Origin of the sequence: Amycolatopsis sp. SB7-3 (genome assembly GCF_041021335.1) — a bacterium.
GTDB lineage: Bacteria > Actinomycetota > Actinomycetes > Mycobacteriales > Pseudonocardiaceae > Amycolatopsis > Amycolatopsis japonica.
Window position 1 is genome coordinate 2,469,818 of record NZ_JBFPJQ010000001.1, and the last position, 26,515, is coordinate 2,496,332.

Annotated in this window: 27 protein-coding genes; 14 read left to right on the forward strand and 13 right to left on the reverse strand. The window is 69.0% G+C overall.

Annotation, left to right across the window (positions count from 1 at the left end; all coding sequences use genetic code 11):
• The first annotated feature begins 52 nt into the window (after positions 1 to 52).
• Together AB8M46_RS12070 and AB8M46_RS12075 are read left to right on the forward strand one after the other, a co-directional pair.
• Complete coding sequence (locus tag AB8M46_RS12070) at positions 53 to 661, forward strand: PadR family transcriptional regulator (RefSeq protein ID WP_073845984.1); 609 nt, start codon at positions 53 to 55, stop codon at positions 659 to 661.
• Positions 662 to 778: 117 nt separating this feature from the next.
• Complete coding sequence (locus tag AB8M46_RS12075; RefSeq protein WP_394360294.1) at positions 779 to 1,453, forward strand: class I SAM-dependent methyltransferase; 675 nt, start codon at positions 779 to 781, stop codon at positions 1,451 to 1,453.
• 61 nt (positions 1,454 to 1,514) lie between these two features.
• Here the strand turns inward: AB8M46_RS12075 and AB8M46_RS12080 are convergent, their stop codons facing one another.
• Entirely contained in the window at positions 1,515 to 2,273 is a 759-nt protein-coding gene (locus tag AB8M46_RS12080) for an SDR family NAD(P)-dependent oxidoreductase (RefSeq protein WP_037333780.1), read from the reverse strand.
• Positions 2,274 to 2,431: 158 nt separating this feature from the next.
• Between AB8M46_RS12080 and AB8M46_RS12085 the strand changes: the two genes are divergently transcribed.
• Positions 2,432 to 3,742 (forward strand): UDP-glucose/GDP-mannose dehydrogenase family protein, encoded by a 1,311-nt coding sequence (locus tag AB8M46_RS12085; protein WP_125731466.1) that lies wholly within the window; start codon positions 2,432 to 2,434, stop codon positions 3,740 to 3,742.
• On the opposite strand, the gene AB8M46_RS12090 is transcribed toward AB8M46_RS12085, so the two are convergent.
• Positions 3,737 to 4,315 carry a TetR/AcrR family transcriptional regulator gene (locus AB8M46_RS12090; RefSeq protein WP_125731468.1) on the reverse strand — a complete coding sequence of 193 codons (579 nt, stop codon included), beginning with the start codon at positions 4,313 to 4,315 and terminating at the stop codon, positions 3,737 to 3,739. The two genes, AB8M46_RS12085 and AB8M46_RS12090, sit on opposite strands and share 6 nt — an antisense overlap.
• A gap of 113 nt (positions 4,316 to 4,428) precedes the next feature.
• On the opposite strand from AB8M46_RS12090, the gene AB8M46_RS12095 reads away from it, so the two are divergent.
• From AB8M46_RS12095 to AB8M46_RS12105, 3 genes are read left to right on the forward strand one after another with little or no spacing between them, the layout of a single operon-like run.
• Positions 4,429 to 5,622, forward strand: a complete 1,194-nt coding sequence (locus tag AB8M46_RS12095) for an FAD-dependent monooxygenase (RefSeq protein WP_394360295.1) — start codon at positions 4,429 to 4,431, stop codon at positions 5,620 to 5,622.
• Between the two features lie 12 nt (positions 5,623 to 5,634).
• Complete coding sequence (locus AB8M46_RS12100; RefSeq protein WP_394360886.1) at positions 5,635 to 6,042, forward strand: hypothetical protein; 408 nt, start codon at positions 5,635 to 5,637, stop codon at positions 6,040 to 6,042.
• Between the two features lie 32 nt (positions 6,043 to 6,074).
• Positions 6,075 to 7,838 (forward strand): gamma-glutamyltransferase family protein, encoded by a 1,764-nt coding sequence (locus tag AB8M46_RS12105; RefSeq protein ID WP_394360296.1) that lies wholly within the window; start codon positions 6,075 to 6,077, stop codon positions 7,836 to 7,838.
• 186 nt (positions 7,839 to 8,024) lie between these two features.
• On the opposite strand, the gene AB8M46_RS12110 is transcribed toward AB8M46_RS12105, so the two are convergent.
• The 3 genes from AB8M46_RS12110 to AB8M46_RS12120 are packed head-to-tail and all read right to left on the reverse strand — an operon-like array spanning position 8,025 to position 10,907.
• A complete protein-coding gene (locus tag AB8M46_RS12110; RefSeq protein WP_037333767.1) occupies positions 8,025 to 8,912 on the reverse strand; it encodes a VOC family protein in 888 nt (295 codons plus the stop codon).
• Positions 8,905 to 9,423, reverse strand: a complete 519-nt coding sequence (locus AB8M46_RS12115; RefSeq protein ID WP_394360297.1) for an RNA polymerase sigma factor — start codon at positions 9,421 to 9,423, stop codon at positions 8,905 to 8,907. The genes AB8M46_RS12110 and AB8M46_RS12115 overlap by 8 nt, the downstream gene beginning before the upstream one ends.
• 53 nt (positions 9,424 to 9,476) lie before the next feature.
• Entirely contained in the window at positions 9,477 to 10,907 is a 1,431-nt protein-coding gene (locus tag AB8M46_RS12120; protein WP_394360298.1) for an MFS transporter, read from the reverse strand.
• A 108-nt stretch (positions 10,908 to 11,015) separates the two neighbouring features.
• Here AB8M46_RS12120 and AB8M46_RS12125 point away from each other — a divergent pair, with 108 nt between their 5' ends.
• Positions 11,016 to 11,849, forward strand: a complete 834-nt coding sequence (locus AB8M46_RS12125; protein ID WP_394360299.1) for a helix-turn-helix transcriptional regulator — start codon at positions 11,016 to 11,018, stop codon at positions 11,847 to 11,849.
• A 63-nt stretch (positions 11,850 to 11,912) separates the two neighbouring features.
• Positions 11,913 to 12,770, forward strand: coding sequence for a hypothetical protein (locus tag AB8M46_RS12130; RefSeq protein WP_394360300.1), 858 nt, complete (start codon positions 11,913 to 11,915; stop codon positions 12,768 to 12,770).
• Here AB8M46_RS12130 and AB8M46_RS12135 read toward each other — a convergent pair.
• On the reverse strand, positions 12,744 to 13,301 hold the full coding sequence (locus tag AB8M46_RS12135; RefSeq protein WP_360121096.1) for a PIN domain-containing protein: 558 nt from the start codon (positions 13,299 to 13,301) through the stop codon (positions 12,744 to 12,746). The two genes, AB8M46_RS12130 and AB8M46_RS12135, sit on opposite strands and share 27 nt — an antisense overlap.
• Before the next feature lie 2 nt (positions 13,302 to 13,303).
• Complete coding sequence (locus AB8M46_RS12140; protein ID WP_394360301.1) at positions 13,304 to 13,789, reverse strand: helix-turn-helix domain-containing protein; 486 nt, start codon at positions 13,787 to 13,789, stop codon at positions 13,304 to 13,306.
• Between the two features lie 140 nt (positions 13,790 to 13,929).
• Here AB8M46_RS12140 and AB8M46_RS12145 point away from each other — a divergent pair, with 140 nt between their 5' ends.
• The 4 genes from AB8M46_RS12145 to AB8M46_RS12160 all read left to right on the forward strand — a co-directional run bounded on the left by AB8M46_RS12145 (position 13,930) and on the right by AB8M46_RS12160 (position 17,155).
• Positions 13,930 to 15,054, forward strand: coding sequence for a sensor histidine kinase (locus tag AB8M46_RS12145; RefSeq protein ID WP_394360302.1), 1,125 nt, complete (start codon positions 13,930 to 13,932; stop codon positions 15,052 to 15,054).
• Positions 15,051 to 15,719, forward strand: a complete 669-nt coding sequence (locus AB8M46_RS12150) for a response regulator transcription factor (protein ID WP_350592107.1) — start codon at positions 15,051 to 15,053, stop codon at positions 15,717 to 15,719. Before AB8M46_RS12145 ends, AB8M46_RS12150 begins: the two co-directional genes overlap by 4 nt.
• Before the next feature lie 513 nt (positions 15,720 to 16,232).
• Positions 16,233 to 16,433, forward strand: coding sequence for a hypothetical protein (locus tag AB8M46_RS12155; RefSeq protein ID WP_125731490.1), 201 nt, complete (start codon positions 16,233 to 16,235; stop codon positions 16,431 to 16,433).
• Complete coding sequence (locus tag AB8M46_RS12160; protein ID WP_394360303.1) at positions 16,433 to 17,155, forward strand: Crp/Fnr family transcriptional regulator; 723 nt, start codon at positions 16,433 to 16,435, stop codon at positions 17,153 to 17,155. Before AB8M46_RS12155 ends, AB8M46_RS12160 begins: the two co-directional genes overlap by 1 nt.
• A gap of 296 nt (positions 17,156 to 17,451) precedes the next feature.
• On the opposite strand, the gene AB8M46_RS12165 is transcribed toward AB8M46_RS12160, so the two are convergent.
• The 6 genes from AB8M46_RS12165 to AB8M46_RS12190 form a co-directional block, all read right to left on the reverse strand.
• Entirely contained in the window at positions 17,452 to 19,221 is a 1,770-nt protein-coding gene (locus AB8M46_RS12165; protein ID WP_394360304.1) for a glycosyltransferase, read from the reverse strand.
• Positions 19,218 to 19,757, reverse strand: coding sequence for a hypothetical protein (locus AB8M46_RS12170; RefSeq protein WP_233629528.1), 540 nt, complete (start codon positions 19,755 to 19,757; stop codon positions 19,218 to 19,220). The genes AB8M46_RS12165 and AB8M46_RS12170 overlap by 4 nt, the downstream gene beginning before the upstream one ends.
• Positions 19,750 to 21,651 carry a glycosyltransferase family 4 protein gene (locus AB8M46_RS12175; RefSeq protein WP_037333739.1) on the reverse strand — a complete coding sequence of 634 codons (1,902 nt, stop codon included), beginning with the start codon at positions 21,649 to 21,651 and terminating at the stop codon, positions 19,750 to 19,752. The genes AB8M46_RS12170 and AB8M46_RS12175 overlap by 8 nt, the downstream gene beginning before the upstream one ends.
• The gene (locus AB8M46_RS12180) at positions 21,648 to 22,991 is read right to left on the reverse strand and encodes a methyltransferase (RefSeq protein ID WP_394360305.1); all 1,344 of its coding nucleotides are present in this window, start codon (positions 22,989 to 22,991) and stop codon (positions 21,648 to 21,650) included. The genes AB8M46_RS12175 and AB8M46_RS12180 overlap by 4 nt, the downstream gene beginning before the upstream one ends.
• Positions 22,992 to 22,994: 3 nt before the next feature.
• Positions 22,995 to 24,314, reverse strand: coding sequence for a flagellar basal body-associated protein FliL (gene fliL / locus AB8M46_RS12185; RefSeq protein WP_052120294.1), 1,320 nt, complete (start codon positions 24,312 to 24,314; stop codon positions 22,995 to 22,997).
• Positions 24,315 to 24,458: 144 nt separating this feature from the next.
• Positions 24,459 to 25,586, reverse strand: a complete 1,128-nt coding sequence (locus tag AB8M46_RS12190) for a hypothetical protein (protein ID WP_394360306.1) — start codon at positions 25,584 to 25,586, stop codon at positions 24,459 to 24,461.
• A gap of 117 nt (positions 25,587 to 25,703) precedes the next feature.
• Between AB8M46_RS12190 and AB8M46_RS12195 the strand changes: the two genes are divergently transcribed.
• Complete coding sequence (locus tag AB8M46_RS12195; protein WP_394360307.1) at positions 25,704 to 25,895, forward strand: type II toxin-antitoxin system RelE/ParE family toxin; 192 nt, start codon at positions 25,704 to 25,706, stop codon at positions 25,893 to 25,895.
• A gap of 69 nt (positions 25,896 to 25,964) precedes the next feature.
• Positions 25,965 to 26,471, forward strand: a complete 507-nt coding sequence (locus AB8M46_RS12200; RefSeq protein ID WP_394360308.1) for a hypothetical protein — start codon at positions 25,965 to 25,967, stop codon at positions 26,469 to 26,471.
• Positions 26,472 to 26,515: the final 44 nt, after the last annotated feature.

Below are 26,515 nucleotides of genomic sequence, written 5' to 3' on the forward strand. Positions count from 1 at the left end.
CTCGCGGCCCTGTGGATACTCGTTGACGAGTACTCGTCCACGAGGAGGCGCGGTGAAGCGGCGCAAGGTCGGGAATCTGCTCGCGCTGGCGATCCTGTCCACGCTGAACGAGCGCCCGATGCATCCGTACGAAATGGCCTCGGTCCTGAAGAGCCGCGGCAAGGACCGCGACATGGGGATCAAATGGGGTTCCTTCTACACGGTCGTCGGCAACCTGCGGAAACACGGTCTCATCGAGGCCGCGGAGAGCGGTCGCGACGGCGCACGACCCGAGCGCACGGTGTACCGGATCACCGACGCCGGCCGTGACGAAATGCTCGACTGGCTGCGTGAGCTCCTGGGCGAGCTCGCACCGGAGGAGCCGAAGTTCGTCGCCGGGCTGTCGGTCATGGGGTGGCTCGGGCCGGACGAGGTGGTCGCCCTGTTCCGCACCCGGCTGGCGGCGCTGGAGGAGGACATCGCCTCGACGCGAGCGGAGCTGGCGCGGCTCCTCGAAGAGATCCCGCGGCTGGTGCTGCTCGAAACCGAGTACCACCTGGCGATCCGGGTCGCCGAGGCCGAATGGGTCCGCTCGATCCTCGGGGAACTGACTTCCGGCTCGATGCCGGGGCTCGCGCAGTGGCGGGCCATGCTGGCGGAAAGGGGGAGTACCCGCAGTTGAAAGAGCCCCGGCGAGGTGTTGCAGCACCCCGCCGGGGCGACGATCCCGCAACCGGAACCCGGCCACGAGACGGCACTTCGAGGATAACCGGGCTCCGGGCGAACAACCTGGAGAGACATGTCGAACATCAAGGACAGGAAACGGTTCAAGATCTTGCCGGAGATGGGCGGCGCGCTGGCGCGGAACTACGCCCGGCAGCGCGGCACCGGACCGCAGATCGAACAATGGCGGCAGCAGGCGCGCGAACTCACCGCGGACCTGCCGGAAGGCGCGAAGATCCTCGAGGTCGCCTTCGGCCCCGGCTACTTCGCCGTCGAACTCGCGCGGCTCGGGTTCTCCGTCACCGGCCTCGACGTCGCGCCGACGTTCGTCGAGATCGCGAGCGAATACGCGCGAACTGAAGGAGTCGAGGTCTCGTTTCGCGAGGGCGATGTCGCGGCGATGCCGTTCGACGACGAGTCGTTCGACTTCGTCGTGTGCCAGGCGGCGTTCAAGAACTTCGTGTGGCCGGTGAAGGCGCTCGACGAGATGTACCGCGTGCTGTGCCCGGGCGGGACGGCCGTGGTGCAGGACATGAACCGGGACTCGACCGATGGCGACATCGTGCGCGAGGTGGAGAGCATGAAGCTCGGGAAGCTGGCGGCTCTCGGTGTGCGGCAGGCGCTCACCGGGCTGCGGCGGCGGGCGTACACGCCGGTCGACTTCGGCGGGCTGGTCGCCGAAACCGCGTTCCGGACGGGTGAGATCACTACGTCGGGCATCAGCCTGGACGTCCGCCTCACCCGCCCCTGAAATGTCATGAAAGGGCCGTTCCTGACGTTTTCCGTCAGGAACGGCCCTTTCCTGACATCCGTCAGCGAGGAGCCATGCGCAGCGAGCCGTCCATCCGGATGACCTCGCCGTTCAGGTAGTCGTGGTCGATCAGCGACAGCGCGAGCTGCGCGTACTCGTCCGGCCGCGCGAGCCGCTTCGGGAACGGCACGCCCTCGGCCAGCGAAGCGCGGAACTCCTCGCTCACCGTCGCCAGCATCGGGGTGTCGACGATGCCCGGCGCGATGGTCAGCACGCGGATCCCGTGCGACGCGAGGTCGCGCGCGGCGGGCAGGGTCATCCCGACGATGCCGCCCTTGGACGACGAGTACGCGACCTGCCCGATCTGGCCGTCGAAGGCGGCGACCGACGCGGTGTTGATGATGACGCCGCGCGCGTTGTCGGCCAGCGGCTCGGTCTTGGCGATGGCCTCGGAGGCCAGCGTCAGCACGTTGAAGGAGCCGATCAGGTTGATCTGGACGACCTTCGCGTACAGGGCGAGGTCGTGCGGGCCCTTCTTCGAAAGGATCCGCGCGGACGGCCCGATCCCGGCGCAGTTCACCACCGTTCGCAGCGGCACCCCGGACTCGGCCGCGGTCGCGACGGCGGCGCGTACCTGCTCCGGGTCGGTCACGTCCGCCTCGACGTAGGTGATGCCCTCGATCTGCTCGGCGTTGGCGATGGCGCCGGCGAGGTCCAGCGCGAAGACCCGCGCGCCCTTCGCGGCGAGCGCCTTCGCGGTCGCGCCGCCGAGCCCGGACGCGCCACCCGTGACGAGCGCCGCGGTATCGGTGATCTGCATGTTCTCCCTTTCGTCGGCAACCGTTCATAGGTTAACGCTCGTTCGCATCGGGCCCAGGTGGGATGGCTCACTCCGGTGCGAAGCATGTCGTGAGGAGTATTCGGGCCTGAAGCATTCCGTTCGCTCGGAGGTCAACTCCGGCTGTCACCTTCAGCAGCATGAGCGCTGCTCGGATCGTGGTGGTGGGGACCGGTTACGTCGGATTGACCACGGGGGCCTGCCTGGCCGGCCTGGGGCATCGAGTCACTTGCGTCGATGTCGACCAGGCGAAGGTCGCAAGGCTTTCCGCCGGACGGGTGGACATCCTGGAGCCGGGATTGTCCGAGCTGGTGTCGAGGGGGCTGACCAGCGGGAGACTCGAGTTCGTGGTCGGCGCACGCGACGCCGTTCGCGACGCCGAGGCCGTTTTCCTTTGCGTGCCAACGCCGATGGGTGCGGGTGGCTCGGCGGACCTGCGGGCGGTCGAAGCCGTGACCGCCGAGATCGGCGACGTCATCCCGCCGGGCTGCGCGCTGATCACCAAATCGACCGTTCCGGTGGGGACGTCGAAGCGCATCCAGGCGATGCTCGGCCGCACGGACGTGCCGGTGGTGTCGAATCCCGAGTTCCTGCGTGAGGGCACCGCGGTCGAGGATTTCCTCGGCCCCGACCGGATCGTCGTCGGCTCGGACGACGTCGCGGCCGCCCGCTGGGTCGGCGATCTCTACGCCGACCTCGCCGCCCCGGTCGTCGTCGCCGACGCGGCCAGCGCGGAACTGGTGAAGTACGCGGCGAACTGCTTCCTCGCGATGAAACTGTCCTATGTGAACTCGATCGCCGAACTGTGCGAACGCCTCGGCGCGGACATCGACCTGGTCACCGAGGGCATGGGCTACGACCGGCGCATCGGCCGCTCGTTCCTCAAACCCGGACCGGGCTGGGGCGGCTCGTGCCTGCCGAAGGACACCAGTGCGCTGGTGAAGGTCGCCGAGTCGGTGCAGTACGACTTCACGCTGCTCACCTCGGCGATCGAGGAGAACATCGCGCAGCGGGACCGCATCGTCGCGAAGATCGCCGGCGCCGTCGGCGGCACGCTCGCCGGTTCGCGGATCGGCGTCCTCGGGCTGGCGTTCAAAGCCGGGACGAACGACCTGCGCGACTCGCCCGCCCTCGCGGTCGCGTCCGTGCTGGGCGCGCTCGGCGCGGAACTGACCGCCTACGACCCCGCCGTCGGCGGGCATATCGACGGCATGACCGTGGTCGACGACCCGTACCAGGTCGCGAAGGCCGCCGACGCCGTCGTCGTGCTGACGGAATGGGACGAGTTCAAACGGCTCGACTGGACCTACATGGCCGAGCAGATGGACGGCGATTCGGTCGTCGACACGCGCAATCTCCTCGACCCGCACCAGATCCTGGACGCGGGCCTGTCGTGGCAGGGGGTCGGGCGGCCGCGGGCGGCGCTGCGGCGGAAGGTCGCCGTTTCATGACACCAGCGAAACGAGCTTGAGCAGCCCGTCCACGACCTCCTCGGCCGTCGGGCCGTTCTCCGGATCGAGCATGTGCTGCAGCATCACGCCCGAATTCAGGGCCGTGGCGACCGCGCCGATGCGGCGTTCGTCCGCCTCGGTGAGGGTGTCCTCGTCGATCCCGAGGATGCCCGCCGCCATCCCCCGGCGGCCCTCGCGCTGCGCGGCGGCGAGCTGTTTCCGCAGCTCAGGGTGATGCTCGGACTGGACGAACGCTTCGATCGAGGCGATCCACAGCTGGCGGTTGCGCCCGTACGAGTCGATCATCGCGCGCCACGAAGCCGCGTACTGCTCGGACGGTGACGCGTTGGGGTCGACGGCACCCCGCATCTCGGCCTGGATCTCCTTGCCCCAGTCGTCCATCGCCTGAGAGAACGCCGTGAGCAGCAGGGCTTCGCGCGATCCGAAGTGGTAGCCGATCGCCGCGTGGCTGACTCCCGCCGCCGTCGCGATGTCCCGCACCGTCGTGCGTGACCAGCCCTTTTCCTTCAAACACTCGATGGCGCCCGCCATCAGGTCCTCGCGATTACCCATGCCCGCGATCCTAGACCACGCGGTTTATCCATTTGGTTTGACCAAGTGGCTTGACCAAGCGTGCAAATCTGCCGTACGGTCACTCCCATCACCACGAACCCAGGGAGCAAGCCATGACGACCACCGTTCTGATCTCCGGCGCCGGCATCGCGGGTCCGGCCCTCGCCTTCTGGCTGCGGGAGCGCGGTTTCGCGCCGACCGTCGTCGAGCGGGCGCCCGCTCTGCGTGAAGGCGGCAGCGCGGTCGACTTCCGCGGCGAGCAGATGACGCTGCTCAAGCGCATGGGGATCCTCGAAGACATCCGCGCGAAAGAAACCGCGATGGGCGCGCAGGTCATCGTCGACACGCGGGGCAAGAAGGTCGCCCAGATGCCGTCGGTCTTCTTCAGCGGCGAAGTCGAGATCGAGCGCGGAGATCTGACGCGCATCCTCTACGACCACACGAAAGACGACGTCGAGTACATCTTCGGCGACTGGATCACCGGGCTCGACGAGGTCTCGGACGGTGTCGATGTCGGCTTCGCCCACGGCGAGTCACGCAGATTCGACCTGGTCGTCGGCGCGGACGGGCTGCACTCGGGCGTGCGGCGGCTGACATTCGGCGACGAAGAGCTGTTCCGTACCGACCTCGGCTTCCACACCGCGGGCTTCAGCGCGCCCAATCACCTCGACCTCGACCACCTCGGCCAGATCTGCAGCGTCCCCGGCCGGACGGTCATGGTCGCCAGCGGCCGCGATCGCTCGGCGCTCAATGTCAGCTTCGTTTTCGCGTCGGAGTCACTGGAGGTGGATCGACGCGACGTCGAGGCGCAGAAGAAGGCCCTCGCCGAGCGCTATGCCGACTTCGGCTGGGAAATCCCGACGCTGCTGGAGAGCCTCCAGAGCGCGGACACGCTCTACTTCGATTCGCTCAGCCAGATCCACCTCGACAAGTGGTCGCGGGGCCGGGTCGTGCTGCTCGGCGACGCGGCCTGGTGCGCGGGGCCGGGTGGTTCGGGCACCGGGCTGGCGATGATGGGCGCGTACATCCTGGCGGGGGAACTCGCTGCGGCGCACGGCGACCACGAGGTCGCTTTCGCGCGGTACGAAGAGAAATTGCGCGGTCCGGTGAAGATCTCGCAGAAGCAGGCGGCCGGCATCGGCACGTTCCTCGCGCCGAAGACGCGGTTCATGGTCGGCTACCGGAACTTCCTGTACCGGGTGCTGGGTTCGCGGCCGATGACGAAGGTGTTCACGTGGATCACGTCGCGGGCGGCGAACGCGGCGACGCTGGAAAACTATGACGCTCCGGTGGCCGCGCGGGGATAGTTTCGACGGGTGATGGAGGCGAAGGAGTTCCGGAAGGTCTGTTACGAGGCCGCCCGGCGTACACGTGGCCAGGTTGTCCGGTTCGTGCCGGGCGAGGTGGCACGGAACTTCGAAACCGGCGAGATCGCTTATGGCCATCGGACCGTCGCGGTGTTGTGGACACAGGACTGGGACGAGGGCGGACGGCGGGAGATCGTGGGCATCGCGGACGCATCCATCGGCTACGGATCGATCACCTTTGTCGACGAGCCGGGACTGCTGGCTGTTTTGAGAGAGCTTCTTCCCGAACACCGCCTGTACTCCCGGGCCGAGCTCGAAGCGCCGATCGACATCACGGAACCGCGCTGGAAGAACCACTACGACGTCCAGTGCTGGCGGCCCGATTTCATCGGCGAGGTGCTCTTCAACTGCTGGGACTGAAAAAGTAGTTAGCAAAGCGTAGTATCACCGTCGTGTTCACGACCAGGCCGGAACTGGCCGGCACCCACGGCATGGTGGCATCGACGCACTGGCTGGCTTCGGCCACCGGGATGGCGGTGCTGGAAGACGGTGGCAACGCCTTCGACGCGGCGGTAGCGGCCGGATTCGTCCTGCAGATCGCCGAGCCGCATCTGTGCGGCCCGGCGGGGCAGGTCCCCGGCATCTTCGTCACCGCGACGGACCGGACTCCGAGAGTCCTCGCGGGTCAGGGCGTCTCGCCCGCGGCCGCGACGCCCGGATACTTCGCGGACCTCGGGCTCGATCTGATCCCCGGCAGCGGCTTGCTCCCCGCGACGGTCCCGGGCGCGTGGGACGGCTGGCTGCTGCTCCTGCGGGATCACGGCACGAAGTCGTTGCGCGACGTCCTCGGCTACGCGATTTCTTATGCACGCAACGGGATTCCGCTGGTCAGCCGGGTCGGCGACACGATCCGCGCGGTCCAGGAACTCTTCACCGAGCATTGGCCGACGTCCGCGGCGCTCTGGATGCGGGATGGCAAGCCGGTCGAAGGCCTGCACCGCAATCCGGCGCTCGCGGACACCTGGGAGCGGCTGCTCGCCGAGGCCGAGTCGGCCGGCGGCCGCGAGGCGCAGATCGACGCTGGGCGCCGCGCGTGGTCGCAGGGTTTCGTCGCCGAAGCCATCGAGGCATTCAGCCGCAAGGCTTTCCGCGACGATTCCGGCCGCGATCACGCCGGTCTCCTCACCGGCGAGGACATCGCGGGCTGGGAAGCGACGTACGAGGACGCGCTGCAGGTCGACTTCGGCGACTGGGGCCTGGTGAAGATGGGCGCCTGGACGCAAGGTCCGGCGTTGCTGCAGCAGGCTCGGCTGCTGGACGGCCTGCGCGATGAGCTGTCCTATGTGGACGGAATCCCGACCGAACGCACGGTGCACTTGGCCGTCGAGGCGGCGAAGCTGGCTTTCGCGGACCGTGAGGCATGGTACGGAGATTCCCCCGACGTGCCGATCGATCTGCTGATCTCCCGCGAGTACGCGGACGCCCGCCGGGCCTTGATCACCGACGAGGCGTCCGCCGAACTGCGGCCCGGCGGACCCTCGCCGCGGCTGCCCGCGATCCTCGAAAGGCTGCGCGGACTGGAATCCGGTTCCGGTGCGACGGGGGAGCCGACGGTCGGCCCGCTGGGTGAGACCCGCGGCGACACTGTGCACATCGACGTCGTCGACGCGGCCGGGAACATGATCTCGGTGACGCCGTCGGGTGGCTGGCTGCAGTCGAGCCCGACGATCCCGGAACTCGGTTTCTGTCTCGACTCGCGTGGGCAGATGTTCTGGCTGGAACAGGGTTTGCCGAATTCGCTGGCGCCACGCAAGCGGCCGCGGATCACGCTTTCGCCGTCGATGGGCCTGCGGGACGGCGAGCCGGTGCTCGCGTTCGGCACACCGGGCGGCGACCAGCAGGACCAATGGCAGCTGTGTTTCTGGCTGGCGCACACGCTCGGCGGGCTGAACCTGCAGGAGTCGATCGACTCGCCGGCGTGGCACACCACCGCGTTCCCGAGTTCGTTCTATCCGCGTTCGTGGACGCCGCGCGAACTGGTGGTCGAGTCACGCCTCGGTAAGTCCACAATGGACGCACTTGCCGAGCGCGGGCACGCCGTCGTCGATGCCGGACCTTGGGCGCTCGGGCGGCTTTCGGCCGTGTCCCGGTCCGGCGGCGTGCTCCGCGCCGCCGCCAACGCGCGCGGTATGCAGGGCTACGCGGCGGGCCGCTGACTCTCTTGCCGTGAAGGCCTCCTTCCCTACTTTCAGGGTAGGGAAGGAGGCCTTCACGGCAAGCGGTTGTCCACAATGGCTCCCACCTGTGGACAACCCGCCTCACGCCCGCCTCCCGGCCCCCATCGGCGATAGACTGGCTTCGGGGTCGCCCCCCCTGGGAGTGGTGGGGGGTGGGGAGGTGACTTAAGAGCGCGGCTGTTCCCAGAGCCAGAATTCGATGCCCTGGTTGTCCACGCACTCGGCGCTCAGGCCGTAGGGCTGCTGTTCGGTTTCGCCCGCCTGGCCGCCCTGGGCCCGGACGCGGTCGAGGGCGGCGGCGAGGTCGTCGACGGCGTACATGACCTTCCAGCCCACCTGCCGCCCCGGGCCGCCCCAAAGCCCGCCCTGCAGGCCGGAACCTTCGACACTCCAACCGCCTTCGACCCGTCCGGGTGAGAACTGCCAGCCCAGAACGGCGCCGTAGAACGCCTTCGCGCGTTCGTCGTCCGGGACCTGGAAGGTGAAGTAGCCCGCTTCGCCATGCCGGATCGGCGTAGCGCCGGAAGCGGGTCGAGGCGCCGCTTGCGCGACGAGCCACCGCTGGCCGTACGGGTCCTTGATCTCCCCGCTCAGCCCGTGGCCCTCGTCCGCGACGGGACGCCGCAGCTCTCCGCCCAGCTCCACGGCCCGCGCGGCCGAAGCATGCGCGTCCGCGACCTCGACCCGGATCAGCGGGCCACCGGCCGGCGCCACGACGATGCCCAGTTCGGGAAACTCCTCCGCGAACATCAGCACGCTGTCCCCGATCGCCAGTTCGGCGTGCCCGACGCGACCGTCCTCCATCACGATCGGGTCGGACCGCCGTCGCGCCCCGAACACCTCGACGTAGAAGTCGAGCGCGGCGCGGGCGTCCGTCACCACGAGGTACGGCGTCAAAGAGCGGACTTCGGCATCGGTGGTGGTGAGTGTTTCGGTCATCTCGGCTCCGTTCAGGACGGCGCGACGAAGGTTGTCACGCAGTTCGGCGGCGAAGAGCGGGTCAGGCTCGACAGGCTGCGAGGGCGCGCGAAGCGCGTCGAATGGATCAGACATCGCGACCCTCCTTCTCCTGGTAAGCCCGCCGGAACGCGGCACGGGCCCGCACGAGCAACGCCTCCGTGGCGTGCACCGTGCGCTCGAGATGCTCGGCGACCTTCGGGACCGGGAGGCCGTCGACGTAGCGAAGCGTCAACGCGGCTTGGTGATGCGCCCCGAGCGACGCGAGCACCTCGCGTGCCAGCAGCGCGTCCAGCCGTTCGTCCCACGGATCGGTGTACTCCTCTTCGTGGACGAGCCGCAGCCCGCGTTCCTCGCGTTCCTTGCGCCGCCAGTGATCGGCGAGTTTGTGCCGGGCGACGCCGATCAGCCACCCGGTGCTCACCGGCGGCGCGAGCTCCTTGCGACAGGCCCTCACCGCGCCGAGGAACGTCTCCGACGTCAGCTCCTCGGCGAGGGTGCGATCACCGCACCGGGACAGCAGGTACCCGTAGACCTCCGGCAACGCCGTCTCGTACAGCGAAAGCAGCGCGAAGGCCGGGTCCCGATGCACCCGTGGTTCCGTCACATCCCCATCGTCGCTCGGGGAGCCACAACTCCGACGGGTGAAACCGAACTTTCTCAGGCACGCGGGTCCGGCAGCCGCCGCGCGACCGTGATCACGCCGACCGTCAGCAGTGCCTGGATGCCGATGACCAGCGCGAACGCGCCCTTCATCCCGAGCGGCCCGGCACCGGCGGACGCGAACAACGTCCCCAGCGTCGCGACGCCCAGCGCCATCGCGGCCTGCTGCGACGTCGTCAGCATCCCGCTGCCGACCCCGGCGATCTCCGGCGGCACCTTCGACAACACGATCCGGAACACCGTCGTCATCGCCAGTCCCTGGCCGAGGCCGCACAGCAGCATCCCCGGCGCGAAATCGAGCACGCCCAGATTCGGCCATTCCAGCAGCACGGTCCCGATCAGCACCAGCAGCCCGAGCAGCTGCACCGAGAGACCGGCGGCCACGACCCGCTGCCCGAACCGCGTCACCAGGCGGCTGCTGACCAGGCACATCGCGAAGAACGCGAGCGAAAGCGGTGCCGTCACCAGGCCGGAACCGAACGGCCCCAGGTGCAGGCCGTCCTGCAACGTCACCGCGAACACGAACATGAACGCGCTGAACCCGATGAAGAACGGCACCCCGACCAGCAGACCTTGGCGCACACTCGGCATCCGCATCACCGACGGCGGCAGCAGCGGGACACCGCCCCGGCGTTCCATCCGCCGCTCGACGTGGACGAACCCGGCCGCGGCGAACGGGAACACCACGAGCAACGCGATCGTCCACAGTGGCCAGCCCTGCACCGGTCCTTCCGCCAGCGGGAGCAGCAGCGACACCAGCGCGATCGCCAGGAAGAAGGTGCCGGGACGGTCGATGCCGATCGGGTTCCGCGAACGGCTCTCCGGGATCAGCCGCCGCGCGACCACCAGACCGACGACGCCGACGGGGACGTTGACCAGGAAGATCGGCCGCCAGCCGGTACCCCAGAGATCGGCGGCGACCAGCGCCCCGCCGAGGAACTGGCCCAGCACCATCGAAAGTCCGGCCGTCGCGCCGTAGAGACCGAGGGCCTTGGAGCGGCGTTCGCCGGTGGTCGCCGCCTGGATGATCGACAGCACCTGAGGCAGCATCAGCGCGGCGGCCGCCCCCTGCGCGGCCCGTGCCAGCACCAGCGTCAACGCCGTCGGCGCGATCCCGCAGAGCAGGGAGGTGAAAGTGAACGCGGTCAGCCCGATCAGGAACAGCTTGCGGCGGCCGAAGGCGTCGCCGAGCCGTCCGCCGACGACGAGCAGGACGGCGTAGGCGATCCCGTAGGCCGCGACCACCAGTTCCAAGGTGGCCGAAGACGTGCGGAGGTCCGAACCGATCGCGGGCAGGGCGATGTTGACGATGAAGAAGTCGATGAGCGGAAGTGCCGCCCCCAGCAGCACGGTGACCAGGCCCGCCGAAGTCAGGGCCGGGCCGGCGGTGACGCGCGCGGGCGTCGCCGGAACTTGCGTCGAAGTCATGAGTACCACGATCAGCCGATCGTGACCCTGGTACCAGGAGTGTGTTTATCCTGGTACCACCACTACCTGGTAACCGGCTTCGAGCTTTGCGAACCTGATGAGGTGACCATGACCGTCGATTCGCGAGTGGCCGAGGTGCGGCGGCACGAGCTGGCCGCGTTCCTGCGCAGCCGCCGCGAGCGCATCACCCCGGATCAGGTCGGCCTGCCGATCAGCGGCAGGCGCCGCACGCCGGGACTGCGGCGCGAGGAGGTCGCGCAGCTGGCCGGGGTCGGGGTCACCTGGTACACGTGGCTCGAACAGGGCCGCGACATCAACGCGTCCGAGCAGGTGCTGGACGCGATCTCCCGCACCCTGCGACTGGATCCGTACGAGCACACGCATCTGTTCACCCTCGCCGGCGCGCCCGAACCGCCGCTGGAGAAGGACTGCAAGCTCCTCAGCCAGAACATCCACCGGATGATGAACAAACTGGAGCCGTTCCCGGTCTGCGTGCGCAACGCGCGGTGCGACATCCTCGCCTACAACAGCGCCTACGACTGGCTGATGGGCGGCCTCGACGACATCCCGTTCGAGGAGCGCAACACGCTCATCCAGTGCCTGACCAATCCCGAGTGGCGCCGCAGGCTCCCGGACTGGGAGCTCAACCTGCCCCGCGTGGTCGCCGGTTTCCGCGCCGCGATGGCCGAGCACCTCGCCGAACCGGCCTGGAAGAACCTGGTCAAACGCCTGCGGCAGGAGTCCGAGCTGTTCGAGCGGATGTGGAAGGAACACGACGTCTCCACCGAACGGATCGTGCTCAAGCGATACCTGCATCCCGACGTCGGCCTGCTGCGGTTCGAGTTCTCGTACCTGTACCTCGGGCGGCGTTCCGAGATCTCCCTGGCGACGCTGACCCCGGCGGACGAAGAGACCGCGGCGAAACTGCCCAGCTCCTTCTGAAGGGGGAGGCGGACCAGGCTCGCGAGGGAGCCTTTCCGCGATGTGAACGCCGACGCTGAGTGCATGACCGTAGCGATGGCTCCACCCAAGATCTCCAGCGCTCGCCTGATCGTCTGTTACGCGGCGATCCTCGGCACGCTCCCGTACCTGACGTTGAAGGCGTCCTGGGTCACCGGAGGCAGCCTCGGCCTCCGAGATCCGTCCTTTGTGGACTCGGACATGATGTTGCTGGCGAATCTGGCGACCGGCGGGATGGACGTCGTCGCGGTGGTGCTGGCGCTGGCGTTCACCTACTCCTGGGGACGGCGGATCCCCGCGCCGCTCGTCCTGTTCCCGATCTGGATCGGCACCGGGCTGCTCGCGCCGATCGTGCTGGACATCCCGGTGATCGTCGCCGACCTGTCGACCGCTCAACTGGCCGAAATGCCGCTGGAGAACTGGGTCTGGGCCGTCGTCTACGGCGGTTTCGCCTGGCAGGGGATCCTGCTGCTGACCGCGTTCGTGCTCTACGCCCGCGATCGCTGGTGGTTCGTCGTCACCGGCACCGTGAAGCCGGGGACCATCGGCGCGGCGGGCGTGCTCGGCATCGTCGCCGCACTCGTCTGCGCGGCCTTCCACACGATCTGGGCGTTCGGCTCCGGCGGCATCGCCGCTCGTGGCCAGGACATCGTGATCGCCGTGCTCATCCTCCTCGCCGTTCTCGCGCTGGCGAACGTTTCGCGAGGGCGGTTCTGGCCGCGGCTGGTGCTGGTGTGGACCGGCGCCGGGGCGATGGCGGGCACCGGGGCGTGGGGCCTGTTCGCCGCGTTCACCATGGGATCCGCGGATCACGCGGCGGTGCTGGCCGTGCAGGTGGCCGGCGGGGTGCTGATGATGGTCTCGGTCCTGCGGCGGCTACCCGCCGTCGAGCAGACGACGTGATTCCTTGCTGAAGGCGGGCACCGTTCTCTCGAATCTTTCGAGGAACTCGCTCAAGGTCTCCGGCGGCCGTTCGAGGGCGTTGACCTGTTCGCGCAGGCAGCGAAGTGTGGCCGCCGGATACAGATCGAGTTGATCGAGCAGGAAGTCATCCGGATGCACGGCCTCGAGCTGGTGAGGTTCGAGAGCCGAGGCCGGGAAGTCCTTGAGATTCGCCGTCACGATCACGGCGGCGTTCGCGCGAACCGCGGCCGCGAGGACGTGCCTGTCCTTCGGATGGTTGGTCATGGTCGGAATCAGCGGCTCGTAGCCGGTGACCTCGGAATCCGGGAAGGCCGAGCGCATACCGGTCAACCGTCGCTTCGCTTGTTGCGGCTCCAGGCCGAAATGCCCGACGAGATTCCGCTCGACCTCGTCGAGCACCTCGCCCGACCACAGAGCGCGATAAGTACCGGCCTCCGCCAGCCGCAGCAACAGATCCGTCAACCGGATCGGAATGAGCACGCAAGCATCGAGGAAGGCGGGAAACGGCACGGCTAGCGAGTCTGGACGAACCCGTCGACGATGTCATCGCTGCCGTCCCGGCTCGCCGAAGCTGTCAGCTCATCGAGTATTCCTTGCCGTTCCGCACGGGAACGCGCCCGGTAGTCGAGCAAGTCGCTGAGAAGAACCCGCCGGTGACGTCCCGGTTTCTCGAACGGGATCTCACCGGATTCCAGAAGCTTGACCAGCGTCGGCCGGGAGACGTTGAGCATGTCGGCCGCCTGCTGGGTGGTCAGGACGGCGTTCAACGGCGCGATGTTGATGGCGAAGCCCTGGGACATCGCCTTCACGACGTCCCGAAGCACGTCGTAGACCTGCTCGGGAAGTGCCACCTCGCTGCCGTCCGGGCCCACCAATTTCGCCTGATGTGCCGGCGAGGCCGCGATCATGAACTCGTCGAGCCGCCGGAGCTCCCGGCGGGCGTCCGGTTCGGTGGCGGATGGCGGGAGAACGGTGTGCTGTTCGATCGTCGATGTCATGTCGCCTCCCTCGGGTACCACCAAGGTAATCGAAAAAAACGAAAGACGCATCCCTGGTCGGCGGCTACCGCACGCGGCGTAGCCGGGAAGCCGCTTTTCAACGGACGCGGCACGCCCCCGCCCCGGGTAGCTTTCGTCCTGTGCTGCTGAAGGAACGGTATCCGTGGAGTCCCTGGGTGGGCCGCGTGCTGCGCGTGGTGCTGCCGCTGGGGTTCGTCCTCGGCGCCACGAGCGGCGCCTCGCGCTGGCAGCCGGGCGCACCACAGCTGACCTCGACCGGGGTGTTGTGGCTGGTCGCCATCGCGGTGCCGCTGCTGATCGTGCACCGCTTCCCGATGACGATCTTCCTGCTCACGTCCGCGCTGACGCTCGGCTACTACGCGTCCGGCAACCCGGGCGGTCCGGCGATCGTGCTGCCGACCATCGCGCTCTTCCTGCTCACCAAGATCCGCGGGCCGGTCGTCGCCGGGTCCACCGGCGGAGCGCTGCTGGCGGTGGCGGGCATCGCGCTGTTCGTCCGGCACGGGTTCGCTGGCTTCGACCTGCGGACCGGCCTGGGCCTGGTCTGGGTGATCGCGGTCGTCGGGGTCGGGACGGCGGTGCGCAACGGGATGGCCGCCGCGCGGGCCCGCCGCGAGCAGGCCGACGAGCATCGGCACCGGATGGCCGAGCAGGAGCGGCTCACCATCGCCCGCGAGGTGCACGACGTCGTCGCGCACAGCCTCGCGATGATCAACGTCCAGGCCGGAGTCGCCGCGCACGTCGCCGACAGGCGTCCTGAGCAGGCGAAAGAGGCGCTGCTGAACATCAAGGAAGCGAGTGCGTCAGCGCTGAAGGACCTTCGCGCGACGTTGGCAGTGCTGCGGTCCGGGGAGGACAAGGCGCCTGCGCCGAGCCTCGCCCAGGCCGAGGAGCTGTTCGAGCACGCCCGCGCCGCCGGGCTGGAGGTCCGCGTCGACGGCGAGCCGGGGGAGCTGCCCGCCCCGGTCGACGGTGCCGCGTACCGGATCCTGCAGGAATCGCTGACGAACGTGGTCCGCCACGCGAACCAGGCGCGGGGTGTCGACGTCAGGTTCGAGCGGAAAACCGGTGCGCTGACGCTGCTCGTCCGCGACGATGGCCGTGGCGCCGTCGAACCCGCGCCCGGGCACGGGCTGCGCGGGATGTCCGAACGGGCGGCCGCGCTGGGTGGCGCGCTCACGACGTCGGTGGTGAACGGCGGCTTCCAGGTCCGCGTGGACCTGCCCATCGAGGGGGAAGAATGACGATCCGGGTGGTTCTCGCCGACGACCAGGTGCTGGTCCGCGCCGGTTTCCGGGTGCTGCTGGAGACCGAAGACGGTTTCGAGGTCTGTGCCGAGGCGGGTGACGGCGAGCAGGCGGTCGCGGCCGCCGTCGCGCACCGGCCGGACATCGTCGTGATGGACGTCCGCATGCCCGGCGTCGACGGGCTCGAAGCGACCCGGCGGATCACCGCGAATCCCGAGCTGACCGGGGTGAAGGTCCTGGTCCTGACCACTTTCGACGTCGACGAGTACGTCTACGAGGCGTTGCGCGCCGGTGCGAGCGGCTTCCTGCTGAAGGACACCGATCCGGTGGAGCTGCTGCGGGCGCTGAAGGTGGTGGCCGCGGGCGAGGCGCTGCTGGCGCCGACCGTGACCCGGCGGCTGATCGCGGAGTTCGTCGACCGCCCGGAGAACCGCCGCATCGACGTGAGCGCCGTCCGCGAGATCACCGACCGCGAACGCGAGGTCCTCGGCCTGGTCGCCGGTGGCATGTCGAACGACGAGATCGCGGCGCACCTGGTGATCTCGACGGCCACTGCGCGCACGCACGTCAGCCGCATCATGACCAAGATCGGGGCCCGTGACCGGGCGCAGCTGGTGGTGCTCGCCTACGAATCGGGGCTGGTCAGCCCTCGCCGGGGTTGAGATTCCCCCAAAATGCTGAGATTGCCGAAAAACCTCCGCCGTGACGGGGAGTCGTCAAGCGCGGCCTGACGTCGACAGTCCGTTAATTCGCCACCTGGCCGACTCGAGGCACACCCTGACTTAGGTCGTGCATCTGCACGTGCACAGATGTCACCGGTGCCTCTTTTTCGTCTTTACCAGGAGTCCGGCTGGATTCCGATCGCCGGTTCGAAATCAGACGGATGTACGGCTAACGCTGATTTCCTGACGAATCCAGCGGGATCGCGTGAGATTCCGCTCTCGTGAGCGTGTACGGTGCGTGATTTTTCCGCCAGTAGATCACCGGGATAACGGTTACTTTCCGTCGCGAAATCGCTCCCTGGACGGGTTCTGCTCGCTCCGTGTTGCTTTGTCGCAATGGCGCTGAGCATTAGTCTCCGGCTGAACGGCAGAGGGGATTTCACCTACCCGACGTGATTCTCACCCGGCCGGGCAAGAAATCGATTCACCTTTTTCTCTCACTGGGAGTCACCATTGACGGCAAAGACACCTGACCCGCTTCTGGTGGTCACCGCGGGCGTCGTCGTACTCGCCTACATCGTTTTCGCCGCGATCCTCACCAGGTCGCTGCTGACCAAGAAGGTCGCCCAGCCGGCGAAGGTCATCGGGTCGGTCGCGGCACTCGTGGCCGGGCTCCCGGCGATCCTCTACGCGTTCGCGGCGGTGGTCGGCTGATGGGCGGGGACTTCCTGGCCGCGGTCACCGAACGGCAGCGCCGTCGGCTGCTCGACCTCGGCAAACACGTCGATCACGCGGCGGGCACCACGCTGCTCCACCAGGGCGACCCGGCGCCCCCGGTGCTGATCCCGCGGTCCGGCTACGTGAAGGCGCTGCGCGCGGCCCAGGGCGGCTCGCCGCCGATGATCGTGGACCTGCTCGGCGCCGGTGACGTGCTCGGCGTCGAGGACTGCCTGGCCGGAAGGCCCAGCCACCTCTCGTACATCGCCACGAAACCGGTTCGGGTGCTGGAGATCCCACGGAACGCGTTCCACGGCCTGCTCGACGACGATCCCGGGATGATGGCCCTGATCACCGCGGATCTGGCCGTCCGGCTGCGCCTGCGGAACGTCGCGCTGGGGTTCGCGACGGCCAAGGTCCGGAGCAGGCTGACCGCGTTCCTCACCAGGATGCAGGCGCTCTACGGCGTACCCGGTGAGGACGGCGTCGTGCTCGACGTGGGGCTGAACCACACGGACATCGCCTCGGCGATCGGCGCTTCACCCGCGTCGGTCAACGCCGAAATGGCGAAACTGAAGAACGAGGGATATTTGAGCACCGGCTACAAGACGATCCACCTGAAGAGACGGCTGCGTGAGGACGGCCCGCCGTTCGTTCCGGTCCCGTCCGCGCGGCGGCGGATCCCTCAGTTGCGGATACCGCGGATCGCGATGGGGTGAACGAGGGGTGCGCGAGATCGGGTCAACTGCGCCTCAGTTGAAGCGCGAGCCGTATGACGAACACGACGGCCAGCGCGGCGACCAGGGCGATTTCCCAGGCCATGGCTGCTCCTTATCGGCCGGCATCCGAACTCGTCAGATGCTCTGCCCATAAGGCGCATGACCGGGGGAGGACGTTCACCGACACGGCCCAACTCACACTTTCGGACCAATGCCACGCCCACTTCCCGTGCAATGAAAGGTCCTTTCCTCGCAAAATTTGCGAGGAAAGGACCTTTCATTGCACGCGAGGGCAGCTACAGAGCGCTTCCCACGGCCGCCCACACCCGATGCGGGTCGAGGTCCATCGGCCGCGAGTCCGGATCCGGGCGCAGCCGCCGCAGCAGGACCTGCTGCACCAGCGTCGTCGGCCGGGCCGAGGCGGCCACCCGCCGCCAGAACAGGTGATCCTCGAGGCCTTCGAACAGCACCTCGGTGTTCCACCCGCCGAACTCGTCGACCAGCGACCGCCGCACCAGATAGCCGCTGCCCAGATACGGCAGCGTCCGCAAGCGCCGTTCCTCGGGCGGCAGGGCGCCGACCAGACCGTCCACCGGATCCGCGACCGGGCAGTGCACGACGTCGGCGCCTTCGGAAACGGCCAGCAGCCGCTCCAGCAGGAACTCCGAAGCCCGCATCCCGCCGTCGAGCACCAGCAGCCACGACGCCGTCGAACGCTCCAGCAGCGAGTTCCGGGTGAGCCCCCGGCCGAGGGGGGTGTCGTGCAGCAGGACGTCGTACGGGCGCGGCCGCGGCCACGGGTGCACGCCGTCCTCGCCGACCAGCACCCTGCGCGGGGTCACGCTGCCCGTGAGCAGGTCGTTCGCGAGATCGTCGGGGTCGACCTCGCCGGTCCGCCGCACGATCAGCACGTCGACGTCGGCGGTGCCCGCCGTCGAAGCCGCCGCGGGCTCCCAGGTTCGCGTCGCGACCCGCCGGGCCCCCGCCGCGCGCTGCGCGATCCGAGCCGACAGCGCCGTCCCGCGTGCCGAGGCCGGGCCGGCGGCGGATCGGTCGCCCGCGAACCGCGCGTCGAACGACGGGGTGTCGATCGCCAGCGCGTCCTCCGGGTTCCGCAGGCTCGTCGCCAGCGCCCGCGCCGGGGCGATGTCCGCGGCGGGCGCCGAACCCAGCGAGGACGCGAGCTCGATCAGCCGCCGCGCGGACGCCGTCATGTCCAGCGACTTCACGAAGCCGTAGGCGGCCGAACGCAGATGCCGCTCCCGTTCCGGCTCGTCGGCGAGCGCGGCGACGACCGAGCCCAGCGCCTCCGGCCGCGCGAGGACCAGGTGCTCGCCGGGAACCAGCGGTTCGACGTCGACGGACGTCTCGCTGACCACCACGCAGCCGTTGGTCATCGCTTCGAGCGTGCGCACCCACTCCAGCGTCTGCTTGCGCTCGCGGTGCAGGTTCAGCAGGAACCGCGACCGCGCGAGGTGCTCGAATTTCGCCTTGCCCGGCAGGAAGTCGACGCGGGCGGCGGTCATCGGCTCGTGCGGCGGGGTCAGCAGTCGCGTCCGCAGACCGGCGAGGTCCCGCGCGTACGAGCCGAGCAGCACCGAACGACGCCGTTCGGCCGTGCCGAGATAAGTGACGTCGAGGTCGCGCGGACTGTCGAGGTCTCCGCCCCACAGATCCCACAGCGGGCTGTAGCCGAGCTGGAAATGCTCGACGGCGATCCCGCGCCGCCGCAGTTCGGCGGTCGAATCGGTGTTGATGTCGACGGCGCCGCCCAGGATGGACAGCAGTTCCGCGTTGCGTTCGAAGGTCGCCGTGCCGGGGTGCTCCACGCAGAACCCGATGGTGCGACGGCACTGCGCGGCGGTCGGGAAGTCGGCGTCCGGGACGGTCACGAAGTACTCGTGGGGGACCACGACGTACACCGTGTCGCCGTCGGCCTCGGGATAGGTGCCGACCGCGGTCCTGGCCTTGCCGCCCGCCGTGCGCACGGCGTCGGCGACCACCTCCAGGAGCTCCTCCATGAAGGCGGAACCGCCCTCGGCGGAGACGAAGCAGAGTTCGGTCACGGCCGGTCCATCTTCTTCCGCACGACGCGCAGCGGAGCGGTGACCCGCCAGCTGACGGTGCGGCGCGTGGCGTCGAGTTCCCTGGCCATCTCGGCGGCGAGCCGCTCGGCGTTGAGCAGGCGCTGCCGGTCGGCCGACGGTTCGCCACCGGGCAGGACGTCCGCGTCGACGACGCCCGCCGACACCACGAGTTCGGCGTCGAGCAGCGCGAGCCGCAGCTTGTCCCGCTCCTCGCGGCAGGTCTTCAGCTCCGCGCGCAGCGAGTCACGCTGCTGGTGGGCGAGCAGGACCTCGGCCTCCAGTGCCTGAAGACGCGCCTTGGCGACGTCCAGTTCTTCCTGCTGCGAGGCGAGCTTCTGGTTCACGGCGGCGGACTCGCCTTCGTCCGGTGCGGAGGCGGTGGCCTCGCGCAGTTCGTGCTCGGTTTCGGCCAGCTTCGCCTTCAGCCGGTCCTGCTCGGCGGTGAAGACCTGCCGCTCGGCACGGAGCCGGGTCAGCTCGGCCTGGACACGGCCGGGAATGTCGGTGTCAGACATGAACGCCCCCACTCAGTTCGGTCAGGATTTCGGAGTACTCGCGCGCGTAGCCCGCCGGGTCGAGCCACGGCAGCAGCTTCTCGTGCGCGGCCTTGGCCATCTCGCGGCGGCGCGTGGCCGACGTGCCGAGCGCGCGCAGCAACGCCGCGGTCAGCGCGTCGACGTCGTTGGTCTCGAACAGCCAGCCCGTCTCGCCGTCGACGATCATCTCCCGCGCGCCGAACACGTCGGTCGCCGCGACCGGGACGCCACAGCAGACGGCTTCGAGGATCGAGCGCGGCAGCGACTCGATGTCCGAGCTGTTCACGAAGATGTCGGCGGCCTGGAGCCAGCGCAGCGGATCCGGCTGGATCGGCACCAGGCTGACGGATTTCTCCAGGCCCGCGCGTTTGACCGACTCCTCCATCGCCAGCCCGTACGGCGACGGGTGCAGGCCGACGATGGACAGCTTCGCCTCGGGGTGGATCTTGTGGATCCGCTCCATCGCCGAGATCAGCGGCGCCTGTCCCTTGCGGGATTCCGCGATGCCGATGTTCACCAGCACGATGTCGTCCGGCGAGTAGCCGAGCATGTTGCGCGCCTGCTGCCGCGTCTCCGACCGCGTCCTGCCGCCGAACTTGTGCATCGGCGTGCCGTAGCGGACCGTCCGGCAGCGTTCCGGCTTGCTGTACGGCAGGAACATCTCGCGCGTGGCGTCCGCGACGAACAGCAGCTTGTCGACCTCGGCGAGGGTGCTTTCCCAGCGCTGCCAGACCGCGGCGGGTGGTTTCACCGGGCCCCAGTTCTGGTAGGCGAACGCGGGCAGCGAGAAGCTCTCGTGGATCACCCACGCCGTCGGCATCCCGGCGCGCTTCGCAGCGTCGGCGCCGACGAAGCCGCCGAGAGTGTTGACGAGCGCGACGCCCGCTCCGGAGCACTTCGCGAAGCGCGCCAGCTCGGCGACATGCCCTTCGTACGCGGGCACCGTCTGGTTCCGGTAGTGCGTCGTGACGTGTACGGGGATGCCGAGTTCGTGGCAGTCCGCGCGCAGCGGGCCGTCGGTCTCGCTGACCAGGCTGACCTGCCAGCCGTGGTCGGTCACCATCCGGCTCAGCAGTTCCTGCAGCCACAGCTGCCCGCCGCCGACGCCGAGGCTGTGCGTGAACACCAGCACGTGTTTCGGATCGGTCGGGATGTTCACCCGCGCCATCGCGCGCGCGGTGTCGCCCGCCAGCTCGTCGGCGAGTTCGGCGTCGTCCAGGTCCGCGACTGGGTTGCGAAGCGTGAAGGTGCGCTTCGCCGACACGACCTCGCCGACGCCTTCGGTGCGGTACCGGACGCGAAGCGACAGCGTCCGCTCTTCGCCGTACGGAAGGTCGACAGGGACCCAGGCCTCGAAGCCACTCACAGCGGCGTCGTCGAAGCCGGGGAACTCCTTGGGCACGTCCTTGCGCGGCAGCCGGGTACGCGCGCTGACCGTGCCGCCGCCCTCGACCATGACCTCGATCAAGCTCGGCGCGCGGCCCTGAAGCAGCGCCCAACCCGTCACGTAGACGACGTGTCCTTCGGTGACCTTGCCCTGCTTCGGCGCTTCGAGTTCACCCAGCCACAGCGGTTCTTCACCCGGCAGCGTTCCCACGTGGACGGTCGCCTGGTTCAGCACGCGCTCGTCCGGACCGGTGACGACGACGTCCTGGACGCCCGCGGGCACGAAGGTCGCCGGGACCGCACGCCAGCCGAAGGTGCCTTCGGGCGCGCCAGGGCACGGCTCGGGGAACAGGTTCGCCTCGACGTCCGCGATGGTCACGGACATCTCGCCGATCCGGCTGATCCCGGTGGTCCAGCCCCGGAGTTCGAACAGGTGCCCGACCGGCCGGTCCGGCGTCAGAATGCCGGCGGTATGCAGGCTCGTCATCGCTTCGCTACCTCGTCTTCGTTCGCCGCCACACCGGCGCCGACCTTGGGTGAACGGTACTCGTGGACGGTTCGCGCCAGGCGCTTTCGCCAAATCCCGGCGATCGCCGCGCGTATCTCGTCCGTGCCGTGCGCGGTGCCGCACGAGCCGATCGTGGAGAAGGCCACCTCACGCTCCAGCGCACCGTCCACAAAGGAGGGATGAAGGCCGATCAGCACGCCGAGCCAGCCCGCCAGGTCGCGCATCGAGCCGTCAGCCGCCGCCGCGGACCAGCCCGCGTCGGTCAGCTTGTCGGCCAGCACCAGCACCCCGCGCTCGATCACCTCGGACACTCCGGCACCCGCGTGCCGCCATTCGAGGTCGATCGGGCGCAGCGTCGCACCGTCGACGAGAACGTTGTGCGGCACCAGATCCCACAGCGCCTCGACCCCGCGAGCGGCCTCCGCGCAAACGAGATCCCGCCAGCCGGTGAGCAGTTCCGCGACCCGCTCCGGCTCGTCGAGCAGGACTTCGACCATCGTCGGGGCGTCGTACACCTTGTCCGTGCACGGTCCGACCGAAATCCCGGCCACCGGTGGCGACGGCACCAGCGGCACGCGGCGGACTTCGGCGCCCTCCCCGGTGCGCACGACGTCGGCGCGCGTACACGCGAACGCGGCGCGCTCGGCGGTGTTGAAATAGGTCGCGAGCCGGAACGCGGGCCAGAGCGCGGCGGCGCCGGGACCGCAGAGCAGGGCGAGGCCGTTCGCGGGGCCATCGGTGATCGCCGCGGACAGCCGGGGCAGTTCGGTGTCGATCCGCTCGCTCCGGACCGCGCGGGCGACCTCGTGCCCGGGGGAGCAGAGCAACTCACGCTGGACTTCGAGGCCCGCCGCCGCGAGCGTCCCGGCGACACCGCGGGAAGACGTCAGCACCACGACGGCGCCCATCGGCGACAACCGCTCGCGAACCGACTCCAGCAGACCCCTCGTCGCGTACGGCTGCTGGACGACGACGAGGTCGTAACCATCGGAAGGCGGCCGGTCGTGCACCGAAACCGTGCCGAGGTCACGGGTGCGGAACCGCACCGCGGCCGCGCGGACCGGTTCGGCCTCGACGGCGTGCACCGTCGCCGAGACCTCGCCCAGATACCTGGTCAGCCCACCGAAACCGGCGCCGACCTCCAGGACCTTCGCCGCCTTCGGCAGCACGAGCGCCCGGAGGACGTTCGCGGCGCCGTGGTCGAGCGGGACGCGCTCGGCGGCGTCCCAGCCGGCGAAGTGCAGCTCGTCGGACAGGGAACCGGTGTCCTCGGCCAGGGAGAGCAGGGTGGTGAGCAGCCGTGCCGTCTCCGAGGTCATCTTTCAGCTGGTGACGGAGTAGTTTTCCAGCGTCTTCTTCACCGCACGCTGGTACGTGCCGCTCAACGCCTTCTCGCCCTCTTCCCCGCCGAGCGGGTTCTGCAGGATGTCGACGCGGACGATGTTGTTGCCGCTGATCCACGTGCCGCGGTAGGTGCCCTTGTCGCCGTCGATCTTCTTCTGGAAGTTCAGCTTCGGCGGCATACCCGGCAGCGGCTCGGTGATCTGCACGAACCCGTTGCTCGTCTGGTACTGGCGCAGCTGCTTGACCAGGTCACCGGCGGCACCGGGGCTGGTCAGCGGGATGACCGTGACCGAGATCTTCGCCGGCTGCGGGCCGGTCTCGTCCGGCTGCTTCTGCGAGCCGCGGTACGCGACCTGCTTCACGCCGGCGGCGATGACCAGATCCGCCTCGCCCTTCTCCAGCCCGGCGATCTCGGCGAGCTGGGCCGCGGGGATCGCGCCGCTCTTCGAGTCCTCTTCACCGGACTGCTCCGGGATCTTTTCGAACAGCAGCTCTTCGGGCGTCTTCGGCTTGGTCGACGACGGCGGGGGAGCCTGTGGCTGGGACGACTGCGGCGCGGCCGTCGGATCCGGCGGGGTGTCACCGCCGCCCTTGAACGCGAAGTACCCGCCGACCCCCAGACCGGCGAGGACCAGGACGGCGACGATCGCGATGATCGCGATCTTGCCGCCCTTGCCCTTGGGCTTGTCCTCGAACAGTTCGGGGCCCTGCTTGACCCATTCCGTGCTGCCGACCGGCGAGATCGGCGGGAAGTCCGAGCCACCCCACGGCGGGCTGGCGTCGTTGTCGGTCCAGCCCTGCTGCTGCGGCTGTTGCTGCTGATAGCCCTGGTGCTGCTGTGGGAACCCGCCCGCGGGCGAGCCCTGGCCCTGCTGGGGGAAGCCACCGGCCGGGGACGCCTGGCCCTGCTGCGGGAAACCACCCGGCGGCGACGCCACCGGCGGCACGACCTGGGTGCGGTTCGGATCGGCCTGCTGTTGCTGCCAGTTCGGGACGACCTGGGTGCGCTCGGCCTCGCCGCTCTGCTGCGGCTGGTTCACCGGCGCGATGATCTGCGTCGAGTCGGCGCTGGGCTGGCCGGGCTGCTGCGGCGCCTGCGGCTGCTGCGGAGCGGGCGGCTGCTGGAACGGCTGCTGCGGCTGCTGTCCGGGCTGCTGGACCTGCTGCTGCGCGGGGTCGCCGTACGCGACCGCCGAGGACAGCACCTGGTCACGGCGGAGCCGGTAATCGTCCGCGGAGAGCCGTCCAGATGCGAGCTCTTCGTCCAGATTGCGCAGCTCTTCCTGCCAGGACACCACCGGCCCCCTTATCCGAATTTCCGGCGGGAGGACTGCTCCCGGCCGTCGCGATACCACCACTGCGGTGACCTCGCACATTCTGCACTGCCCGGAGTCGATGCGCCCTCGCGGGTCGAATCGTGATCTCCCCGCGACCTGCGCTTCTCAGCTCGACGGCAGAACGGTGTCCAACGAGGTCAGCGTCTGCTCCAGCCGGGCGTCGAGCGCCTGGGGGTCGCCGCCGAGCGGCTGCGAGACCCAAGTCGTGACGGCCATCGTCCCGGAGACGTAACCGATCCCGCTGAGCTGGCCGTTCTTGTTCGCGCCGACGAGGGCGAGCCGATCGCCGACGCGCTGCTCGCGCAATCCGGCGTTGATCGAGTTCTCCCGGAAGTACTTCACGATCGCGGCCGCGTCTTTGGCATCGTTCGCCGGGATCACCAGGACGAGGTAGCTGTTCGTACCCTCGTTCGAACCCTTGTAGGTGACCGACGCGACATTCTTCGACGCGAGGAAATCACCCGCGGCCTTCGAGTAGAAGTTGAGCTCGACGCCCTTCGCGACCGACATCGTCGAGTTGTCCTTCGACGGCGTCCCCGGCAGCGCGGGCAGCCGGTCTTCCAGCGGCGTCTGGGCACTGTCGGGCCGGCCCGACGGCGTGAGGTCGCCCGGCGGCTGGGCCACGCTCGGCTGCTCGGCGACGTTCGAGGGCTGTGACGAACCCAGCCACAGCGTCCCGCCGATGATCAACGCCAGCACGACCAGCACTCCGGCGCCGATGAACAGCCAGGTCGGCTTGCGTTTCCCGACGACCGCGTAGTCCTCCGTGGGCGCGTAGTGGCTAGGGCCGGGCTCAGGTGCCAGAGGCGGAAGCGGCCGGCTCGGCGCGGAAACCGACGGCCTGCTCTTGACCGGCGGCGGCTCGGCGCGCAGGTAGACCGTCGGATTGATGTCGGCGGGCGAGGGCGCGGTGGTCTTGTGGTCCGCGATCCGCGGGATGGCGGACTTCTTCTCGGGTTCCACGACGGGCGGCGGCGGTGTGTAGACCGGCTGGGTCTGTTGGTACGGCTGGGGTTGGACCGTGACCGTGGGCGGCTCGACCGGACGCGCTGCGGGATTGGTGCTGTGCCACGTCCCGCCGGGGCGCCGCAGCGGCGAGGGCACCGGCGACGGCATCGTCCCGCCGGAGGCCTCCGCCAAGAGCTCGTCGCGCTTCCTGCGGTGCTCGGCGTGCCCGATACGACCCGAGGCCAGCTCGACGTCCAGCTGTCGAAGCTCGTCTTGCCAGCTCATTTAGCCCCCTGCCGCCGGGTGTGGGCAGCCAGTGTTGCATGCACCCTTATGGGTGGTTGATGTGGTCTTTCCTCATTCTTGCGTCCACTCACGACCTGGTCCAGCACTGATCTCCGAGTGCGCTCGCGGCCGGAGGTTCGTGACTGGCTGGAGAGTTTGTCCACGGCGCACTTCGCGACAGTGGCCTTCTATGTGGATCTGCTCGCGGAGCAGGGCCCGTTGCTCGACGAGCCGTACACGCGACAGCTCGACGGCAAGTTGCGGGAGTTGCGGTTTCATCTGGCACACGGCCGGCTCTCCACGGTGTGACCCTCTTTCGGCTGGTCAGCTGCCGCTGGCTGCTCCCGGCGGTACCGTGGCGGACGTGGGAAGCATCCGGTGACGGAGATCGACGCGTGTCGTGGCGCGTTGCGCGAGCTGGCCATCGGCAGGCTCGCCGGACGTGACGTCCGCACCTCCCACCTGGTCGAGGCCGGTCTGGACGCGATCGTCGCCGGACTCGACACCCCGTCCCTCCCCTTGCTCGCCGGGCTCGAATCCACTGCCGAAGCCGCCGTCGACAAAGCGTTCGACCAGGTCGTCGACGAACTCGGCCTCGAACTGCCCGCCGACCCGACGGCCGCCCGCTGGCTGCTTATCCGCGGCTGGCTCACCGCGATGGTCCAAGGGCGTCTCTCGCCCGCGGTCGGCGGCGCCCTGGTCAGCGAGGTCGGCGCGCTGCTCGGGTCGCCCCAGGCGTTGCGCGGGATCACGCGCTGGTCGGCGATGCTCGAGCACTGGATCCCGACCGACCTCACCCCGAGGGACGTCTGCGAGGTACCGATCCTCGAGGAATCGGCGGAGCTGCTCGAAGGACCTTGGCCTCCTTCGCCGCGTCACCCGTAAAGCCCCGTTTTCTGTCGTACATGTGTTCTAAAATGGTCGTTGTA

Excerpts from the sequence above, each read along its gene's own strand:
- AB8M46_RS12175 (WP_037333739.1), bottom strand. The coding sequence starts at position 21,651 with ATGACGAGCCTGCATACCGCCGGCATTCTGACGCCGGACCGGCCGGTC.
- AB8M46_RS12095 (WP_394360295.1), top strand. The coding sequence starts at position 4,429 with ATGACGACCACCGTTCTGATCTCCGGCGCCGGCATCGCGGGTCCGGCC.
- AB8M46_RS12190 (WP_394360306.1), bottom strand. The coding sequence starts at position 25,586 with ATGAGCTGGCAAGACGAGCTTCGACAGCTGGACGTCGAGCTGGCCTCG.
- AB8M46_RS12125 (WP_394360299.1), top strand. The coding sequence starts at position 11,016 with ATGACCGTCGATTCGCGAGTGGCCGAGGTGCGGCGGCACGAGCTGGCC.
- AB8M46_RS12100 (WP_394360886.1), top strand. The coding sequence starts at position 5,635 with ATGGAGGCGAAGGAGTTCCGGAAGGTCTGTTACGAGGCCGCCCGGCGT.
- AB8M46_RS12080 (WP_037333780.1), bottom strand. The coding sequence starts at position 2,273 with ATGCAGATCACCGATACCGCGGCGCTCGTCACGGGTGGCGCGTCCGGG.
- AB8M46_RS12140 (WP_394360301.1), bottom strand. The coding sequence starts at position 13,789 with ATGACATCGACGATCGAACAGCACACCGTTCTCCCGCCATCCGCCACC.
- AB8M46_RS12160 (WP_394360303.1), top strand. The coding sequence starts at position 16,433 with ATGGGCGGGGACTTCCTGGCCGCGGTCACCGAACGGCAGCGCCGTCGG.
- AB8M46_RS12180 (WP_394360305.1), bottom strand. The coding sequence starts at position 22,991 with ATGACCTCGGAGACGGCACGGCTGCTCACCACCCTGCTCTCCCTGGCC.
- AB8M46_RS12075 (WP_394360294.1), top strand. The coding sequence starts at position 779 with ATGTCGAACATCAAGGACAGGAAACGGTTCAAGATCTTGCCGGAGATG.
- AB8M46_RS12120 (WP_394360298.1), bottom strand. The coding sequence starts at position 10,907 with ATGACTTCGACGCAAGTTCCGGCGACGCCCGCGCGCGTCACCGCCGGC.
- AB8M46_RS12130 (WP_394360300.1), top strand. The coding sequence starts at position 11,913 with ATGACCGTAGCGATGGCTCCACCCAAGATCTCCAGCGCTCGCCTGATC.
- AB8M46_RS12110 (WP_037333767.1), bottom strand. The coding sequence starts at position 8,912 with ATGTCTGATCCATTCGACGCGCTTCGCGCGCCCTCGCAGCCTGTCGAG.
- AB8M46_RS12090 (WP_125731468.1), bottom strand. The coding sequence starts at position 4,315 with ATGGGTAATCGCGAGGACCTGATGGCGGGCGCCATCGAGTGTTTGAAG.
- AB8M46_RS12170 (WP_233629528.1), bottom strand. The coding sequence starts at position 19,757 with ATGTCTGACACCGACATTCCCGGCCGTGTCCAGGCCGAGCTGACCCGG.
- AB8M46_RS12085 (WP_125731466.1), top strand. The coding sequence starts at position 2,432 with ATGAGCGCTGCTCGGATCGTGGTGGTGGGGACCGGTTACGTCGGATTG.
- AB8M46_RS12150 (WP_350592107.1), top strand. The coding sequence starts at position 15,051 with ATGACGATCCGGGTGGTTCTCGCCGACGACCAGGTGCTGGTCCGCGCC.